Consider the following 18,752-nt stretch of genomic DNA (forward strand, 5'->3'; position numbering starts at 1 on the left):
CCGGCACTCATGGCCGGCGCCCCTGGCCGTGAATCAGCAGGATCGAGAAATAGGGCGTGACCGTTTCGGCCTCGATCAGCCGCGTGACCCGCTGACCTGGCATGGCGGCATGTTCGACCAGCCATGCCGCATCCTCGCGCCCGGCAGCGGCCACCGCGCGGCGCAGTTTGGGCAGGTTGCGCCCGATCTTCATCACCACCAGCGCATCTGTATCGCGGATGCGTCGCACCAGTTCATCCTCGGGCAGGGTCGCCATCGCGATGGTCAGCACATCGTCGCCCCAGGTGATCGGGATGCCGGTTGCGTTCCACGCCCCGGCCATGCCGGTGATACCCGGAACCACTGCCACCGGAACCGTGCCCGCCAGCCGGGTGTGCAAATGCATGAATGAACCGTAGAAAAACGGATCGCCCTCACACAGCACGACCACGTCTTCGCCTGCCTGCGCCAGCATGACCAATCGCTGCGTGCATTCGGCATAGAAAGCGGAAAGACAGTCGTTGTAGCGCGGGTCGGATAACGGAATCTCGGTCGTCACCGGATATTCCATCGGGATTTCGATCACGTCGGGGCGCAGCATTCCTTCGACAATCCGCCGCGCCTGTCCTGGTCGCCCGGCCTTGCGGAAATAGGCCACGTGGCGGGCGCCACGCACCAGCCGGTCAGAGCGAACGCTCAACAGATCGGGCGCACCCGGACCCAAACCCACGCCGTGGATCGTCCCGCAGGAAAGGGCCGCGCTCATTCGGTGCCGCTCGCCAAAGCGTTGATCGCAGCAACCGTGATCGCGCTGCCGCCCAGCCGCCCTTCAACGATGCAGCACGGCACCGGCGGCGCGGCCCATAACGCGGCCTTGGATTCGGCCGCGCCGACAAAGCCCACCGGACAGCCGATGACCGCCGCAGGGCGCGGGCAATCGGGATCTTCCAGCATATTCAGCAGATGGAACAGCGCGGTTGGCGCGTTGCCGATGGCCACCACCGCGCCTGCCAGATGCGGCCGCCACAGTTCCAGTGCGGCGGCAGAGCGGGTGTTACCCATTGCCCGCGCCATGTCGGGCACTTGCGGCGCATTCAGGGTGCAGATGATCTGATTATCAGCAGGCAGCCGCGCACGGGTGATCCCTTCGGACACCATCCGCGCATCGCACAGCACCGGCGCGCCAGCGGCCAGCGCCGCCCGCGCCGCACTGGCAAAGCCGGGTGAGAAGCGGATATGCGCGGCAAGGTCCACCATCCCGGCGGCGTGGATCATGCGCACCGCCACCGGTTCCTCATCAGCGAAAAAGGGCGCCAGATCGGCTTCGGCGCGGATCATGGCGAAAGACTGGCGATAGATGGCCGCGCCATCGGTTTCATAGATATGGGGCATCAAGCGGCTCCGAAATGGGCGAGAAGCTCGGCTGGGCTGAGCGCAGAGCGAACTGGCAACGCACCGGCGGGTGCGTTCAGGGAAAGATCGAACAGGCCATCGCGGCCGGTCAGCGTGACATCGGCGGCGCGCTGGCGGGCGCAGCCCTTGGCACAGCCCGAAACATGCAGCCGCCCGGCGACATGCGGTGCAAGGCGGCGGGCAAGATCGCGGGTTTCAACCGAGGCCTGCGGGCAGCAGGGCGCGCCGGGGCAAGCATCGACATGCAGCAGCGGGTCGGCAGGATTATCGATCAGCCCACCGGCGCAAACGGCAGGCGCGCCTTCCACCAGCAGCACACGCCACGGCGTGATCCGCACCGCTGCGGCGGGCGATGCTTCCACCATCCCGGCCAGTATCCGCGCCTCTATCCGGCCAAACGGCAAGCCATAGGCCCAACTCCCATCACGGAGGCCCAGATCATGAAGGCCCGGCACGATGCAAGCAGCCGACGGCGCGGGCAGAATGTCGCCACAGGCCCATTCGGGCAGGACCAGCCGGTGTCGCGCCATGCGCCCCGCTTTCGCGCCGCCGCTGGCCGCAAACCAGTGGGCGAGCGCGATCAGCGCGTCCACTTCCCTGCCAGCAGCAACCGCCATACCGGTGGCGCGGCCATCGGCGCGCAGGATCAGACCGCCATCGCCGCCGCGCTCAATGCGGAAATCGCCCGCCTCGCCACCCAGAATGCAGGTCTGACCGGCATCGATGGCAAAGCCCACTTTACCGAGCAGATCGGGCAACTCATCCAGCCGGGTCAGCAACGCGCCCGCAATGCGATGGCTGTCATCACCGACCCGCCAATCCGGCGCGACCAGAATGTTGCGCCGCTGTTCGATGACAGGGTCAGGGTCCACCAGATCCAGCACCAGCAACCGGTCGAGCAGCGCCTGCCAGCCAGTTTCAGGCACCCCGCGAAGCTGGAGATTGGCGCGGGCGGTCATGTCGATCAGGCCATTGCCGTGCACCACGGCGGCATCGCACAGGCCCAGCACTTGCGCCCGCGTCAGGCGGCCAAGCCGAGGCTTTACCCGCACCAGCAGCCCGTCGCCCGCCATCATCGGGTGCCAGGCATCGGGGCACCAGCCCTTCACCGCAAAACTGCTCATGCCCTGTCCTCAAGCCTTGGCAGGCTGGCGAGGATGGAATTGCGCCGGGTCTGCCACAGCCCGGCGGCATGGAGCGCGGCAAAGCGGGCTTCCATCGCCGCCAGCGCAGCCGGATTCTCGCGTTCAAGAAATGCGCGAACATCGGTCTGGCCCAGTGTCGCGTCGTGATAAAGGTCGAACAGATGCGGCGGTACGCTGCCTGAAAGGTGCGCAAAGGCACCCATATGGTCCAGCGTCGCGGCCAGTTCTGCCCCCCCGCGAAAGCCGTGCCGCATCATGCCCGCCACCCAGCCTGGGTGCGCCGCGCGGGCGCGGACCACGCGGGCGATCTCTTCGGTCAGGGTGCGCGCAACGGTGCGCCCCGGATCGCGATTGTCGAGGTGGTAGAGCGCCGCCGAACCACCGATCAGCGCCTTGGCAGCGGCAAAGCCCGCCTCGTGCGCGGCATAATCGGCGGCCAGCAGCAGATCGGTTTCGGGCAAGTCCTGAAGATGGACAAAGGCGTCCGCTCCTTCAACACGCTGGCGCAGGCCGGCAGGATCGGCAAAGGTTCCGATCGCATCGGAGGCTGCGTCAAACGCATGGTCCGATGCCGCCAGCCATGCCTCACCAGCAGCGCGCCGGGCCGCTTCAGTATAGACCTCGGCTGCATCGCCAAGACCCAGTCCATAGCTGCCGGGGGCCGGGCCATAGACGCGCGGTGCCGCAGCCTGCCCTGCAAACGGGTTCCAGTCCGCCGGTTCATCGCGCAAACACAGCGCGCGCACCGCTTGGCCAAACAGTATCGGCAGCGCAGGAAAGGCATCGCGGAACAGGCCGGAAATCCGCAACGTCACATCGATACGCGGCCGGTCCAGCAGCGCCAGCGGCAGGATTTCGATGCCTGTTACCCGTTCGGACGCGGTGTCCCACAGCGGCTTTGCGCCCAGCAGGTGCAGCGCCATGGCGAATTCCTCGCCCGCCGTGCGCATCGTGGCCGATCCCCACAGATCGACCACCAGCCCGCGCGGATAATCGCCGTGATCCTGCAGATGCCGCCGGATCAGCTCCTCTGCCAGTGTCACCCCTTGGGCATGGGCCGCGCGTGAAGGCACGGCGCGCGGGTCTATCGCATAAAGGTTTCGCCCGGTTGGCAGCACATCGCTGCGCCCGCGAAAGGGGGAGCCGGAGGGACCGGGCGGAACGCGGCGTCCGTCGAGTGCCGCCAGCAATCCGGCCCGCTCGGCTGCGCCCTGATCTCCCCGCCCGAACACATGCAGCCCGTCACCGAACTGGCTGTCCTTTACATCGCAAACGAAGCGGTCGATCCGGGTGATCGCCTCGACCAGCGTGGCCGCGTCATCAAGGCCCAGTTCCGCCTCAAGTCCCAGCACGCGCGCTTCGTCGCGGATGTTCACTTGCAGACGGTCGCGGCGGGCCGGGTCCAGCCCGCCAGCGTTGGAGAATTCATCCAGCAGCGCCTCGATCCGGGCCAGCCCCGCACCGCTTTGCGTTTGCACCAGTGGCGGGGGAACGTGCCCGATCGTAACCGCGCTGATCCGGCGCTTGGCCTGCGCCGCTTCGCCGGGATCGTTGACGATGAACGGATAGATCACCGGCATCGCGCCGGTCAGCGCCTCGGGCCAGCAAGCATCGGACAGCGCGACTGATTTGCCCGGCAGCCATTCCAGTGTGCCATGTGCGCCGATATGCACCAGCGCGTCCACGCTTCGCTGGCGCAGCCACAGGTAGAACGCCACATAGCCATGGCGCGGGCAGCGGGACAGGTCGTGATAGTCGCCGTCGCGATGGGCGCGTTCGCCGCGTTCGGGCTGCAAGGCTACCAGCGCGTTGCCGATGGGCAGCGCGGCAAAACGGAACGCGCCATCGGCGGCGGCAGCATCGGCTTCCGGCTCGCCCCATGCGGCGAAAAGTTCAGCGCGCAGGGTATCGGGCAGTGCTGCCAAAGCCTTGCGGTACTCTGCCATCGGCCAGTGCTGATGTGTGCATTGAAGGAGCGCTGCCAGTCCGGCCTGCGCGTCAGTGGCATATCCCGCCTCGGCCAGATCGGCCAGGATCGCCTCGGCAGAAGCCAGCGCATCCAGCCCCACGGCGTGGGCCATCTGGTATGTCTTGCCGGGATAAGTAGACAGGACCAGCGCAACCCGCCGTTCTGCAACCGGCGTTTGGGCAAGTGCGATCCAGCCCGCCACCCGCGCGGTGATCGCCCCAACCCGGCCTGCATCGGCGCGATGGATGGTGCGGGCAAAGCCAAGCGCGGGATCGCGCGTCCCCGCCTCCTTGAAGCTGGCGACGCCTGCAAACACCCGCCCGTCAATTTCGGGCAAGACCACGTGCATGGCAAGGTCTGCCGGGGAAAGCCCGCGCGAAGCCGCTGCCCATCCCGCGCGCCCGGACGTGGCCAGCGCCAGCTGAAACACGGGAACGCCCGCGCCATCAAGCGGGGTGGCGCCGTCATCGCCCCGCGCGGAAAAAGCGGTAGCGTTGATGATCGCTGCCGGGCCAAGCCCGCGCACCCAGCGGTCCACCTGTTCGCGCACCTGCGGGGCTTTCAGCGAGGGGACGAAGATCGACAATGCATCGAAACCGCGCTGCTCGAACGCGGTATGCAGGGCGGCAAACGGGTCCAGATCGTGGGCGGTCAGGTAAGAACGATAGAACACGATCAGGACCAGCGGCCTTGCGGGATCGCGCGCAAAGGCTTCAAGATCGATCACGCCCCGGCCGGGATGCCAGCCTCCCGCCATCAGCAGCGGATCGAATGTCCGGGCGGGGGCATCAATCAGCCCCGCCAGCTGCGACAGCGCGGCAAGCGCCGCCTGCGCCGCCCTTGCACCGCCAGCATCGCACCACTGCGCAAGTTCGCGCAACGCGGTCACCGGCACGGTCGAGGCCGCATCCAGCCGCGCATCCTCAAAGCCGTCGCCGGGCAGCACGGCCAGCACGATCCCGCGCGACCGGGCCAGCGCCTCGACCTGTTGCAGCCCGTAGCTCCAATAGGGCGTGCCGCCGATCAGCCGGATCAGGATCGCCTTTGCGCCCGACAGCGTCCGCTCGGCATACGTGTCGACCGACAGCGGATGCATCAGCGCCGCCAGATTGGCGAGCCGCAGCGAAGGAAATGTCGCATCGTCTGCACGGGCCTGATGCCATGCCGCCGCGAACGCCCCCAGATCGCTGTCCGAAAAGGACAGGACCACAAGATCCGCGGGCTCTTGCCCCAGATCCTGCGGGACGGCGGTTTCCTCCATCCCGTGCGTTTCGCGGAAAATGACGTGCATGGCCCGCGCCTTACGCCAGCAGCACCGCGCGAATGGCATCGGCGTCGACGTGATCGTGCTCGGCAATGGCGACCAGCGTGGTGCGGCGCGGCTCGTCAGGGCGCCACGGGCGATCGTACTGGTGCCGCACCCGCGCGCCCACCGCCTGCACCAGCAGCCGCATCGGCTTTCCCGCAACGGCGGCATAGCCCTTTACGCGCAGGATATGGTGATCGCGGGCCAGCGTCTCGATCCGCGCGACCAGCGCCGCCGGATCGGCGATCTCGCCCCATTCGATAACGGTGCTGTCAAAGTCGTCGTGTTCGTGATCATCCTCACCATCATGGTGCGATGGGCGCGCGGCGATGTCGTCCTCGGCTGCGGCATCAAGCCCCAGGATCACACGCGGATCGACCACGCCTTCGGTCAGTTCTATCACCGGAACCGGGCGACTAAGCTCTGCCGCAATGATCGCGCGCGCGGCGGCTACGCCTTGGGGTCCGGCCAGATCGACCTTGGTCAGCAGGATCATGTCGGCGCAGGCCAGCTGATCCTCGAACACTTCCGACAGCGGCGTCTCGTGATCGATGCTCGGATCGGCGGCGCGCTGGGCGTCAAGCGCTGCCACATCGGGCGCGAACCGGCCTGCCGCGACCGCTTCGGCATCGGCCAGCGCCAGCACGCCGTCCACGGTGATCCGGCTGCGGATCGCAGGCCAGTCGAACGCCTTGAGCAGCGGCTTTGGCAACGCCAGACCCGATGTCTCGATCAGGATGTGATCGGGGCGCGGATCAAGCGCCAGCAGCTTTTCCACCGTCGGGATGAAATCGTCCGCCACGGTGCAGCAGATGCAGCCATTGGCCAGCTCTACGATGTTTTCCGCCGGGCAATCAGGAATGGCGCAGGACTGCAGAATCTCGCCATCCACACCCAGAGAACCGAATTCGTTGACCACCACGGCCAGCCTGCGGCCACCGGCATTGTGGATCAGGTGGCTGATGAGCGTGGTTTTCCCCGCGCCCAGAAAGCCCGTGATGATGGTGACCGACACCTTGGACAGGGACGCCTTGGACAGGTCTGGCATAGTAACTTCCCCGCGCGCCAGAGCGAGACACGGCGGGGCTTGCCGGACAAGTCCGGTCGGCGCGCGACGACGGGCGGGCGCGACAAAGCACCCGTAACCACGCAACCCGTGCAGCCCCAGCCACACAGCTTCGTCGCTCAGACGGAGAGTTACCGTGCCGTGACCATCCCCTGGATCAGGCAAGAGCGACCGGTGCGCCGGCAGGTCTCCTGGCTCGCGGGTCACAGCTTGATGCACGCCTTCCCAGACTTGGCGCTTGCGCGCTGCCCAGTGGCTGCTCCTGAATTCAGGAGCATGTGCATCGCGCTATCCGCTTACAGTTGCAGGGACAGCCACGGATTTGGGAGCACGCTCCCGCACCGCATTCCCGATTAAGCCCCTTGCGGGGCACCGGCGCGATCATTGAAGGGCGGGTTACCCCGATCCTTCACCGCGCGCTCTAGACGAAAATGCCAGCCAAGCCAATTGATGATGTTGCTTCACGCAACGTGGACGGTCAGGCACCGACCGAAACCTCGATTTCATCGAACCGCTTCCATCGATAGATCGCGTAACTCGCCAGCCAGCAGAACACGAAAAGACCGATGATGGCGAAGCCCAGACCATTGAAATTTTCACCCAGTTCAATGGCGATCCGCCATGGCGCACCCGTAAGGGCCAGCTTGTCGCCAATCAGGGCCAGCGTTTCGATTCCACCAATGACAATCGCCACGATGGCCGAGATCAGGGTGATGGTGATGTTGTAGTAGAGCTTGCGGATCGGCTTCACGAAGGCCCATTCATAAGCGCCCAGCATCACCACGCCGTCCGCCGTATCGATGAGGGCCATACCGACCGCGAACAGGGCGGGCAGGACCAGGATTGTCCCGATCGACAGGCCATCGGCGGCCTGGCTGGCCGACATGCCCAGAATGGCAACTTCGGTTGCTGTATCGAACCCAAGCCCGAACAGAAACCCCAGCGGGGCCATATGCCAGCTTTTGTTCACGAGGCGGAACATCGGCCTGAACAGTCTGGAAAGCAGACCGCGCCCACCCAATAGCAGATCAAGATCGTCCTCGGCATAGCTGCCGCCTGCACGAACATGGGCAAAAGTCCGCCAGACAGAGCGCAGGATGACCAGGTTCATGCCGGCGATCGTGAACAGGAAAAGCGCGGAAATCACGGTTGCAATCACGCCACCGATTTCCTTGAAGGCGCCGAACTGCGACAGCGCGCTGGCCGTCACCGCAATGATGATCGATGCTATGGCAATGATTCCGGAATGCCCGATCGCGAACCAGAATCCGACCGAAACCGGGCGCTGCCCGTCCTGCATCAGCTTGCGGGTCACATTGTCAATCGCCGCAATATGATCGGCATCAACCGCGTGACGCAGGCCCAGCCCCCAGGCAAGCACAGCGGTGCCGAGCATTAACGGCTGTGCATGAAACAGGCTGAATGCCCAGACCCAGACCCCAATGTTGGCGGCGATCAATCCGGCAAACAAGGCACCAATTCGTCGGCGCAGAGACAGGGATGGCAGTGACTTCGTGAGGTGCATGATTGGCTCGGCGATTGAGGAATATACAAACGAAGGATGGCGCCGCAGACGTGCTGCAGCGCCGCCCATCAAGGGATTTCGCTAGAAATTGACCTTTGCGCCAATCCTCACAGTTCGAGGCTCGACCACGCGGCTCAACCGGCCTTCCACCGGAGCACCTGCATCGAAGGCGGGGATGTAGGACTCGTAATAATAGGCGATGTCCTTGTCCCGGCTGTCGAAGATGTTCAGCACTTCTCCAAATATCTCGACCTTCTTGCCCTTCCACGCGGCCCGGGCATTCATGACGGTGCTGCCTCGATCCCGGACACTGTTGTCCTCGACAAGCGGAGAAGGTCCAAGGTGGCGCACCCGAATGCTGGCTTCCCAGGGATCAAGAATGATGGCGGCACCGGCTGAAGCCGCGTTCTCAAATGCATTGGGGATGTGATCGCCATTGTCGAAGCGCGCATGGCTGGCGGTATAGTTTCCATCAAGCGCAAGCCAAGGGAACGGCCGCCAGAAGGCGACGATTTCATAGCCATGACGCCCACTGGCACCCGACGGTTCAACAGCATTGGAATCGCCAATGAAACGAAGTTCGCTGCCGACATGCAGCCACCAGTGAGTCGCGGTTAACGTGACCCCGGAGAATTGAATGCGTCCTCCCAGTTCCTTGCCGATGCCGCGAACCAGAACGGGAACAGGCGTGTCCCTGTTGACCGCACCCCGAACATCGTTGGAATGGAATCCACGGCCCCAGTTGGCGTAGAGTTCAAGATGCGGCGTAACCTGATAGGCGATTGACGCCTTGGGAGAGAGAATCGACGCTGAGCCACTGCCTTCGCCCAGCGACGCCGCAACAGAATCTCGTGCACGCACGGAATAGTGATAATAGTCCCCGCGAAGACCACCTGTCACACGCAGTCCCGCCAAGGGTTTCCAAGCGACTTCGCCGTAGAGCGCGGAAGACAATTCCCCGACCCGAAAGTGCCCGAGAGATTCAAGAAATGCGCGGGCAGCCGTTCGATCGACACCAACATTCCCGACGGCGTCGTATCTGTTTTCGGTGCCAAGGCTCACAGCCAGACTGTCAGCGATTTCCCAATGTTTTTGTGCGGACAGCCCGAGGACCCAACGCCGGTCGAACTGCTTGATCTGCGCGCTTGTGCCATCCGGATCGGTGTAAGTGGGGTTCGAGAACATCGACCAGTCGTAAAACTGGGCATAGACATTGGCGCGCCATGTCGGTTGCTTGACCGCGATGTTAGCCACCAGGCGCGTCGTCTCACCCCGCGCGGAAGGATCTGGAGAGCAGAACACATCCGCACACAACGCCGTGCCGATAATGCGCTCGGGGATTTGCTCGGTTGGGTGCCATGTCGCCCGGTAGGCATGGAGAGATGCCTCCAATGTGCCCGCACCGGTCGGCATGCTATATTTCGCGAACCCCGAGTAATGGCGCAGACGTTCAGGTTCCTGCCACGGTCCGTCATAGGCCTTGGCCTGGGCGACAAGCGTGAGGTCTCCGCCGCCCAGGTCGTGCAATGTTCCACCCGCAGCGACGCGGCGCCAACCATATGAACCAGTCTCGGCCGATGCCCATGGCCGGTCATAACCCTTGATGGTCGTCATATAGGCTGCTCCCGCCAGAGCGAAATCACCGCCATCGGCGCGGTAGGGCCCTTTACGAAAATCCTCCCGGCCCACGATCTCCGGAATGAGGCCGTTGAGGTCGAGATAGCCATGACCATGTCCGTGGGTACGAAAGTTCATCTGCACATCATCGATATAGGTACTGAAGTCAGACCCATGGTCGAGGTTGAAACCGCGCAGGAAATACTGGTTGGCTTTGCCGCTCCCAGAATGCTGGGCTGCAACCAGCCCGGGCACCGCTTCCAGCAGTTCGGCCACGCGGAGAAGAGGCCGCACGAGGAGATCGGCCCCTCCGACGCTTCCTTCGCTCGCTGATTTGGCAGTGCCGATCATGGCCTCACCGCGACCGAAAACCACAATGTCGTTACCCGCCACGACTGCATCCGCGCTTGTTTGCGATGCCTTTTCAGAGGTTTCGGCAAATGCCGGTTTTCCGATACAGATCAGCGCAAGGGCGCTGCTGGTAGTAATGGTCTTGATCACTAAATAGTCCCCCGGCGTCTTGCGACGTGGCCGGGGCAAACCCGCGCGAACGGGCGACACGCGCGGCGGCCGGACGCCATGGGCGGCCGACGCACGTCTCCGATGCGGCCCCAGCCGCTCGTTCGTCGCTCAGACGGAGTTCACCGTGCCGCAGCCATCCTCTGGACCAAGGCAAGAGCGACCAGACGCCGGCAGGTCTCCTGGCTCACGGGTCACAGCTTGATGCACGCCTTCCCAGACCTCGCATGATTTAGCGTCCGGCCCAGTGGCTGCCCCTTCCAAGAGGAGCGATGTACATCGCGCTATCCGCTTACAGTTGCAGAGACAGCCGCGGATTTGGAAGCAAGCTTCCGCACCGCATTCCCGATTAAGCCCCTTTCGGGGGCACCGGCGCGATCAATGAAAGGCGGACTAGTCTGCCCGTCGATACCTCACCTAACTGAAGTGATCGGAAAAGCCAATAACGCTTGGAGCAGGGATTGAATCAACGATTACTGCATCCCGCGCCACCATTGCCATTGGCACGGCCAGAGCGCACCAACCGCGCGCACTCGATTTGAATGGCGGGTTTTCACTGAACCTATCGTTGGCCATCGGACTCCTGTACGACCGGAAGTGGTCGGGGGTTGCCGCTGCAATCAACGTATGGGGTTTGGCAGGTGCCGTCTAAAGTTTTCAGCTGCTGAGATCACATCAGTTGCTTCTGGGCACTGGCGATGCGATGAAGTGGAATGTCACCGCACACCAGAGCAATTGTTGCCGCAGCCGCCCACGCCTTCATGGTCGGTCGGAGGGTTGCAGGCGTGCATGATCATGCTTCGGGGCAGGATCTGCGCATTGCGGCAGAAGTGCGGGGCGATAAGCTACAAGGCATGGACGGTGATCGATCATCAAAGTTCAGTGGTTCGCGAACTGAAATTTATGATTCCGCCGATAACGCGTTTGTGTCGCTGGACATCGATGGCCTGAATGCGCACGGCTTTGATCGTGCTTCATCGAGCCAGTATTCGCTGACCGTCACGGACCAGGTGGTGCAACTTTACGATCACTCTGCAAGCGTCTGGTTCGCGTTCAGTATCCAAGTCGTTTGACGCCTTGCGAGCAATCATTCGCAGCCCAAACTGTGCTCGTTGAACCTTGCGGTACATTCATGTGTCGGCGGCGAACGCCGCCGCGTAATATATCCAAGTGCGGAGCGCTGCGTGCTGGTTGTAATCATCGATGCATATGGCGCGCTTTCCGCGCGGCATTATCGGTTTGCTATCTTGCAACGGCGAAGGGTTCGTCAAGGTCGTTGGCTTCGCCCTGAACGGCCGAGTGCCGCATCTGGCCGGGGATGTTCCGGGCAGGAGAAAGTTGAAAGTTTTGGCTATGATCGGCAAGCCAGGTGGAGAGGTTCCGGAGTGGGACCGGCGGACAGAACAGGTAACCCTGTGCGACCTGGCAACCCATCTCCCGGAGCTGGCGCAACTGGCTTTCGGTTTCGACGCCCTCAATAATGCAATCAAGCTCCATAGTATGGCACAGTGCAAGCACGGCGGAAATGATCTTGCTGCCCGATACTTCATCCATGTCAGCGACGAAGCTGCGGTCAACCTTCACCTTGTCGAGCGGCAGACGGTTAAGGTAGCTCAGGCTTGAATAGCCCATACCGAAGTCATCGAGGGCGATGGCAGCGCCTTGCGCACGAAGCTCCCCGATCCCCGCAATCGCAGCGTCTAAATCGCGCATCAGCGATGTCTCGGTAATCTCGAAGGTTATCCGTTTCGGATCGAACCCGGTTTCCCGGATGTGCTGCACCAGTTGCCGCACCGTGTCGCCCGAAGTGATGTCGTGGGCCGAAAGATTGAACGACAACCCGATGGACTTCGGCAAGGCCAAGCAGCTTAGGAGCGCGAGATGAAACAGGTGCATCGTGATCGGGTTCATCAGCCCGAGCCGCTCGGCGGTGGTTATGAATTGCTCTGGCTCAACCGCGCCGATAGCAGGGCTTTTCCAGCGGCACAGCGCCTCCACATCCAGCACCTCCATCGTATCAAGGTTGACGATCGGCTGGAATTCGATCTGGAGCTCAGCGTTAAGGTTCATCGCCTGCACCGCCGCCTCTAGCGCCAGTTGCGACTTGCGATGGTCCTCGTAAGCCGAGGAGAACAGGGCGTAGCCCCCGCGTCGCGAGGATTTGACCTTGTAGAGCGAATAATCGGAGCGATCGAACAGTTCCATGGCGCTCCTGCCCGCATCCGGGAAAAGAGCGAGTCCGATCGAACAGCCAAGCGAAAGCTGAAGTTCATCGATTTCGAAGGTCCGCGACAGGCAATCGCAGACCTGCTGCGCCTGTAACGCCACCGTGGCACCGTCACCACGAATTAGCAGGCCGAACTCGTCTCCACCCAGACGCGCGACAAGCGCTTCCTCGCCCGCAACGCTCGCCAAACGGGCCCCGACCGCGGCCAGCAGGCAGTCTCCGACCGCATGTCCGTATACGTCGTTGACTGGTTTGAACCGGTCGAGATCAAGCACGCCTACCGCGAATAGCCCGCCACTTTCACTGCATTCGGCGATCCAGCGTTCGAGCGTGGCGAAGAACATTCGTCGATTTGGCAGTCCGGTCAAGACATCGGTCATGGCCAAGCGTTCGTTGTCTTCCGCCAGTCGCCCCGTCTCGCGTTGCTGGTTGGCGAGCCGGGCCTGTGACAGGATCAGATTGGTGAAAGCTGCAAATGCCTTAAGAAGCACCCGCACCATCAGGCTGGTGACAATCACGACGTTGATCGCCATCGCAATGAATACCGGCGATCCATGGTAGATATGGTAGGCCGCAAACGGCAGCAGCGCGGTGACTTGGACGAGCATCGCTGCCTTTGGTAGATGGATCAGACAAAAAATGCAGCCGATGACGGTTATGGCGATACAGACCGCGATGCTGGCGTGCTCGAGTGTGCCCGCATACTGATCAAGTAACAGCGCGTAACCGGTGAACCCCACACTGATCGGCACTACAGCAACAGTCGTCCTGTGCAGAATGGCGCGCGCCGATTCTACTGATATCGTCGATGCTGGAGTGGCAAACAGCGTCCACGCGAACAGCCGCCATGCGCAAGCGCCGACCAGCAGCGTCCCGCCACCAATCGTTATCCAATCGGGCGCAAGATTCCAGAAGGTGAAGCTCGCAACGACCGCGTTGATGATCAGCAGGACGTATAGATGCGGGATCTGGCCCTTTATCCCTGCGTACTGCGCGATCACTACCAGCGAGTCGTCCGAAATATTGAGCTTGCTGCGCTGCAATCCTTGGACAAGCTGGGTCGAGCGCTCAAACGCATATCCCAAAAACCGTGAGATTACAGTCACGATCGCGCCCATCCTTCGCTCGCCAGCTTGTTTGCCGCTTGGCCGGCTTACCCTTGCCAGGCTTTAACTTTTACTCCAGCAAGCTAGTTAGGATCGCTTAGGAAGTTTTGAGCACCAGCAAGGCTGGCGCGGCCGGTAACACGCGGCGGGACCTCGCAAAGCGGATGCGCAAAAGTCAGCGATATTTGATCCGCACCGCGAAGAGGTCGCAAAGCCCTGGCCTGTTGTCCTCGGCTCGCAATCTCGGAAGATCCACTTCTGTTCGCGAGATGCAACACAAGGGATGGCATGCGATTATGAACAATAAGCGCAAATCAGTTGCGCAGATGTCCCGAAGCTGACGATCGCTTTCGAACAACCCGCTGATCGTTGCTAATGACCGACTATCAGGCGAACTGCTAACCATGATGCTTGCCGGGCGACTGGCCGGTTTCGGTATGGCCGGACAGTGATGGTGCCGGATGTAGACGGCTTAAGTTGGTCGGATTCTGCCGATCAATACCGTAACAACTGTTGACCGGTCAGTGATATGGCCACTGTCAGCACCACGGCTGCCGGCGCCCGGTCCAAGTGCGGGCAAGACCTTCGCTCACGAGCTGGTTCCCAAGCGATTGACTACCCCGAACGACGACCCGAAGTTTGCGTCCAAACCGATCTTCATCACGATTTCCGATTGGTCGAACCTCGAAAGCGCCTTCGTTCAATAGGTCACGAAGCCGATGGGTGGCTTTCATACCGAGCTGATACTCGGCATCACACTTTGGTTCGCTGATCTCGGGCGTGTCGATGTCAGCAATCCTGATCTTCTCACCCTCGAGCCAGAAGGTGTCGCCATCCACGACGCAGGTGCGGCGTGTCATTCCGCAGAGCTCAAAACGCGGTGAAGAGGTTTCCGCCATCAGCGAGAGCTTCGGTGTGAGCTCCGACGAGGTCAACGAGGGCGAGCCCAACGTAGGCCAGTTCAGTGCGAGCATTCCGCCAGCGAATACGATCGAAAACGCGCCTAGTCCCAAGATTCACTCCTTACGCCGCTGCTTCCCGCGCTGCTTCTTCAGCTCATCCCGAAAATCGAAGCGATTGACATTGTCATCCTCCGAGCCTCCATCTTTTTTCGGAGCCATCAAACTTGGCCTTCCCCACTCAACCAATCCGTTCTTCGACAAAGCTATACGAACACGTTTCAGATGCGCGAGCTAATTGCTTGCCATCGGCCCAGAACGCTGCGGACATAGCCCGGCGTTTCGTTGTTTCGGGGAATGCCGCCAGCACGCATAACCGCTCCCGGCCCCGCGTTGTAGGCTGCAAGGGCGAGATGGATTTGCCCGAACTTGTCGAGCATCTCTCGCAGATAGCGAGCCCCACCATCAATACTCGCGGCAGGGTCATGCCGGTTCGTAACGCCGAGGTAACGAGCCGTACCTGGCATCAACTGCGCCAGTCCTGCCGCGCCAGCAGGGCTGATCGCCATCGGATTGAACCGCGATTCGGTCCAGATCAGTGCCTGCAATAAGCCTGTAGGAAGACCGTATCGGAGCTCTGCCTCTCGAACATTCGCCACGTAGATTGCTTCGCGGAACGAGGGCGCTGCCTTGCTTGCCCCCCAGTCCATCTCACTCTGTGCCGCCAAGGAGGGTTCGGCAGGCTCAGCGGCTGTCGCTGAGGGGCGATGTTCGAATATCGCGAAGGACGGCGCGTCTGCCTGGGCTGAAACCTGCACAGCGGGAACGGTCATCATGAGCATCCCGATCATTCCAAATCTGATCATCTTCCATCTCGTCGCATTGCTCCGAATCGAAATGGAACGTATGGTGAACGCGCGGGTGTAGGAAAGCGTTTTGCGCGCGTTTCCAGGAGGAGAGGTCGCTCGCAAGGGGCGGTATTTTGAACTCGAGGAGCGCCCTATGTCCCCTGTCTTATCCAGTCCTACCAACTCGTCCCTTGCTTCAGTGGCAAAGCAGCTTTGCGAAGAGCTCGGGGGACATTGGTCCGGCGCCAAAGGGATGGCGCGGTGCCCTGCCCATGATGACCGCACGCCCTCGCTCGGTGTGACCCTTGGACGGCGCGCTATCCTCTTTCATTGTTTCGCGGGCTGCAGCCAGGACCAGGTCCTGACGGCGCTCGCCGGGCGAGGTGTTTCGCCGGCGAGCATGTTTTCAGGGAAGGTTGAAGGCGATGTAGGAGGCAGTCTGGGAAAGCCCGCGCACTACACCTTTGCCGAGCGTATCTGGCGCGAAGCGGCGCCAATCGGCGATACTCTCGCCAAAGCCTATCTTGAGGCCCGCGGCATTCGCGCTGTCTCTCGCGCTCTCAGATTTCACCCTCGCACCCCGCTCGGCCCGAGAGGAAACACGCAGTATCTGCCTGCCATGATCGCGGCAGTGACGATGGATCACGGGCTGGTGGCTGTTCACCGCACGTTTCTCAATCCGATTAGGCCTGCAGTCGCCCCCTTCACCAACCCTAAGCGCGCGCTCGGGAGTTTGGCATCGGGTGCTGTTCGCCTGTTCGATCCCGTCGAAGGACGGCTCGGCCTTGCCGAGGGTATCGAGAGCGCGCTTGCTGCCAAGGCTCTGACCCAGATCCCTTGCTGGGCCTCGCTCGGCAATGAACGTTTTGGTCTCGTATCGATCCCAGAGAGCGTGCGCGAATTGCACCTGTTCGTCGACCATGATGCAGGGGGCGAACTCGCCGAAGAACGCGCGCGTAGTGCCTATACCTGTGAACGCCGGACGATCATCACGCGTCGCCCTCGCGCTGAAGGCGCAGACTGGAATGACGCCTTGCAGGCGTGGCTGCAATCCAAGCCCTGACGAAGAAAGAGGGGAGAAGGCCTTTGGCCTGTTGATGCCCGGCAAATGAGCTGGGCTTCGTCAGGAGGCTCCAAATGTTCAGCTCTGCTCCCGTTCTCTTACTCCCCCCACCATCTGAACCTCTGGTCTTGCTGGTCGCTCGCAACATCGCCGCAAGCATAGCATCCGGTGACTCGATCACGCGTCGGCAGGTGCATACGCTTCTGACCAATCATTTCGGAGGCACCGACGCTGAAGGCCGCTGGTCGGTGCGCGATGCGCATCTCGCGCTGGAATTGGCGCAGGCCGAGTACCTGCATGCTAGCGCTCGGATCGATCTTGCCGCCTCGGCGGCCGAAGCTGGCCGCGTATTTGAAACGCTGGAAGCACAGCTTCCGACCCAGGCCAACCGCAGTGACGAACAGATCGAGTGGCAGCAGTTCGCAACGCCGTCCCGCCTTGCCTGGCTTGCCGCCCGGGCTTGCGCGCTCGTCGCAGACGAGCTCGTGTTAGAACCGTCGGCCGGCACTGGGATGCTCGCGATCTGGGCGGCAAAGGGTGACGCTCGCCTTGTCCTCAACGAAATTTCTCCGCTTCGCCGCGACTGCCTGAATGCTCTGTTCCCGGCGGCCCGAGTGACCGGCCATGACGCCGAAATGATCGATGAATTGCTCGATCCTGCCATCACACCGAGCGTCGTATTGATGAACCCGCCTTACTCTCACGGAATCGAGCGAGGCCACGATGGTCGCACCGGGGCGAGGCATCTGCGCTCGGCCTGGAACCGTTTGGCGGTCGGCGGGCGGCTTGTCGCGATCATGCCGGAGTGGTTCGATTGCGCGAGGTTTCTGGCCAGGGTGAAGGGGCCAGTGTCGCTGCGGCTCAATGCCGCGGTCAAACGTGCCTTCATCAAAAACGGCACCGGGATCACCACGCGACTGCTGGTTCTCGATAAGGTGGAAAGCTCCAACGAGCCCGTCGCTATTCGCACGAACGACTTCCGCCAGCTGGTCGATCTAATCGATGCTTTGCCTGCTCGCGCCAGCAGGCAGGCAACCGCTGAACAATCAGCTCTCCCCGCTCGTGCGCCGTTCCGCTTGGTAGCCGCGCCGCGCAGACCACTCCCAGCCCCGTCGACGACCACTGGAGCCGCGTCGATGACCATCGGCGCGTTGACGTACGAGGCGCTTGAAACCCCTGCGCCGCTTGAGCCACAAGTCGGCCACTATCTGCCCTATCGACCGAGCAGGATCGTGATCCATGGCGCGGCCGAGCATCCGACGGCGCTGGTTGAGTCCGTTGCCATGGGTTCGATCTCGGCACCCAAGCCAGAGGCGGTGCCGCAGCTTCTGGATGGACTGGTTCCCAAGGGGCTTCTGTCTGCTGCCCAGGCGGAGACCCTGATCTATGCCGCGAGTGCGCATGCGCGCGACCTTCCCGGCCGATTCGAACCGGAGGACAAGGGCTGTTCGCTCAAGGCGTCGGCGGAAGGTCAGGTCTACCGGCAAGGCTATTTCCTCGGGGATGGCACCGGCGCTGGTAAGGGCCGCCAGGTCGCGAGCGTCATTCTGGATCGCTGGGTGCGCGGCGAACGCCGCCATATCTGGATTTCCAAGAACGAGGCGCTGCTGGAAGACGCGCGCCGCGACTGGGCCGCCCTTGGCGGTCTCACGATCGACATCCAGCCGCTGGCGTCCTGGAAACTGGGCACCCCCATCGCCATGCGCGACGGGATTCTCTTTGTGACCTACCCGACCCTGCGTTCGGCCCGAAGCGACGCTACCCGCCTCGATCAGATCCTCGCCTGGGCCGGTGAAGATTTCGACGGCGTGATCGTGTTCGACGAAGCGCACGCCATGGCCAATGCTGCCGGCGGGGAAGGATCGCGGGGCAAGGTCAAAGGATCGGAGCAAGGCATTGCCGGGGTGCGCCTGCAGAACCTCTTGCCCCGAGCAAGGGTGCTCTACCAGCCCGTTGACGAAGTCGGGTCCGTCTGATTCAGAGAGAGTATTGAAGGACGAGATAGGCTGCAGCGATGGCGATGAGGCGTGATGGGGATGTTCAGCCGGATCTGATCGTGTCCTGGTCGGA

The 18,752-nt window shown here is 62.5% G+C and carries 12 protein-coding genes, 1 pseudogene and 2 riboswitches; of the genes and pseudogenes, 3 read left to right on the forward strand and 10 right to left on the reverse strand.

Annotation, left to right across the window (positions count from 1 at the left end):
- Positions 1–7: 7 nt before the first annotated feature.
- The 7 genes from cobI to KYX69_RS13385 form a co-directional block, all read right to left on the reverse strand.
- Positions 8–745 carry a precorrin-2 C(20)-methyltransferase gene (gene cobI, locus KYX69_RS13355; RefSeq protein ID WP_011444001.1) on the reverse strand — a complete coding sequence of 246 codons (738 nt, stop codon included), beginning with the start codon at positions 743–745 and terminating at the stop codon, positions 8–10.
- A complete protein-coding gene (locus tag KYX69_RS13360; protein ID WP_011444002.1) occupies positions 742–1,371 on the reverse strand; it encodes a precorrin-8X methylmutase in 630 nt (209 codons plus the stop codon). Before KYX69_RS13360 ends, cobI begins: the two co-directional genes overlap by 4 nt.
- Positions 1,371–2,516, reverse strand: coding sequence for a precorrin-3B synthase (locus KYX69_RS13365; protein ID WP_011444003.1), 1,146 nt, complete (start codon positions 2,514–2,516; stop codon positions 1,371–1,373). Before KYX69_RS13365 ends, KYX69_RS13360 begins: the two co-directional genes overlap by 1 nt.
- Positions 2,513–5,797, reverse strand: a complete 3,285-nt coding sequence (cobN, locus tag KYX69_RS13370; RefSeq protein WP_011444004.1) for a cobaltochelatase subunit CobN — start codon at positions 5,795–5,797, stop codon at positions 2,513–2,515. The genes KYX69_RS13365 and cobN overlap by 4 nt, the downstream gene beginning before the upstream one ends.
- Before the next feature lie 10 nt (positions 5,798–5,807).
- Entirely contained in the window at positions 5,808–6,860 is a 1,053-nt protein-coding gene (gene cobW, locus KYX69_RS13375) for a cobalamin biosynthesis protein CobW (protein WP_300498167.1), read from the reverse strand.
- Between the two features lie 181 nt (positions 6,861–7,041).
- Positions 7,042–7,270: riboswitch (cobalamin riboswitch) on the reverse strand.
- Positions 7,271–7,356: 86 nt separating this feature from the next.
- The gene (locus KYX69_RS13380; protein ID WP_083455652.1) at positions 7,357–8,403 is read right to left on the reverse strand and encodes a HoxN/HupN/NixA family nickel/cobalt transporter; all 1,047 of its coding nucleotides are present in this window, start codon (positions 8,401–8,403) and stop codon (positions 7,357–7,359) included.
- Between the two features lie 81 nt (positions 8,404–8,484).
- Positions 8,485–10,521, reverse strand: a complete 2,037-nt coding sequence (locus KYX69_RS13385) for a TonB-dependent receptor (RefSeq protein WP_300498168.1) — start codon at positions 10,519–10,521, stop codon at positions 8,485–8,487.
- A gap of 172 nt (positions 10,522–10,693) precedes the next feature.
- Positions 10,694–10,928: riboswitch (cobalamin riboswitch) on the reverse strand.
- Positions 10,929–11,252: 324 nt separating this feature from the next.
- Here KYX69_RS13385 and KYX69_RS13390 point away from each other — a divergent pair.
- A complete protein-coding gene (locus tag KYX69_RS13390) occupies positions 11,253–11,612 on the forward strand; it encodes a hypothetical protein (protein ID WP_300498170.1) in 360 nt (119 codons plus the stop codon).
- A 169-nt stretch (positions 11,613–11,781) separates the two neighbouring features.
- On the opposite strand, the gene KYX69_RS13395 is transcribed toward KYX69_RS13390, so the two are convergent.
- The 3 genes and pseudogenes from KYX69_RS13395 to KYX69_RS13405 form a co-directional block, all read right to left on the reverse strand.
- The gene (locus KYX69_RS13395) at positions 11,782–13,884 is read right to left on the reverse strand and encodes an EAL domain-containing protein (protein ID WP_300498171.1); all 2,103 of its coding nucleotides are present in this window, start codon (positions 13,882–13,884) and stop codon (positions 11,782–11,784) included.
- A 527-nt stretch (positions 13,885–14,411) separates the two neighbouring features.
- Positions 14,412–14,993, reverse strand: a pseudogene (locus KYX69_RS13400) (thermonuclease family protein).
- A gap of 59 nt (positions 14,994–15,052) precedes the next feature.
- Positions 15,053–15,622 carry a lytic transglycosylase domain-containing protein gene (locus KYX69_RS13405; protein WP_300498172.1) on the reverse strand — a complete coding sequence of 190 codons (570 nt, stop codon included), beginning with the start codon at positions 15,620–15,622 and terminating at the stop codon, positions 15,053–15,055.
- 151 nt (positions 15,623–15,773) lie between these two features.
- Here KYX69_RS13405 and KYX69_RS13410 point away from each other — a divergent pair, with 151 nt between their 5' ends.
- On the forward strand, positions 15,774–16,682 hold the full coding sequence (locus KYX69_RS13410; RefSeq protein ID WP_300498173.1) for a toprim domain-containing protein: 909 nt from the start codon (positions 15,774–15,776) through the stop codon (positions 16,680–16,682).
- A gap of 74 nt (positions 16,683–16,756) precedes the next feature.
- Positions 16,757–18,658, forward strand: a complete 1,902-nt coding sequence (locus KYX69_RS13415) for a strawberry notch-like NTP hydrolase domain-containing protein (RefSeq protein ID WP_300498175.1) — start codon at positions 16,757–16,759, stop codon at positions 18,656–18,658.
- The last annotated feature ends 94 nt before the right edge of the window (positions 18,659–18,752 follow it).

Origin of the sequence: Sphingomonas sp. (assembly GCF_030145815.1) — a bacterium.
Classification (GTDB): Bacteria; Pseudomonadota; Alphaproteobacteria; order Sphingomonadales; family Sphingomonadaceae; genus Sphingomonas.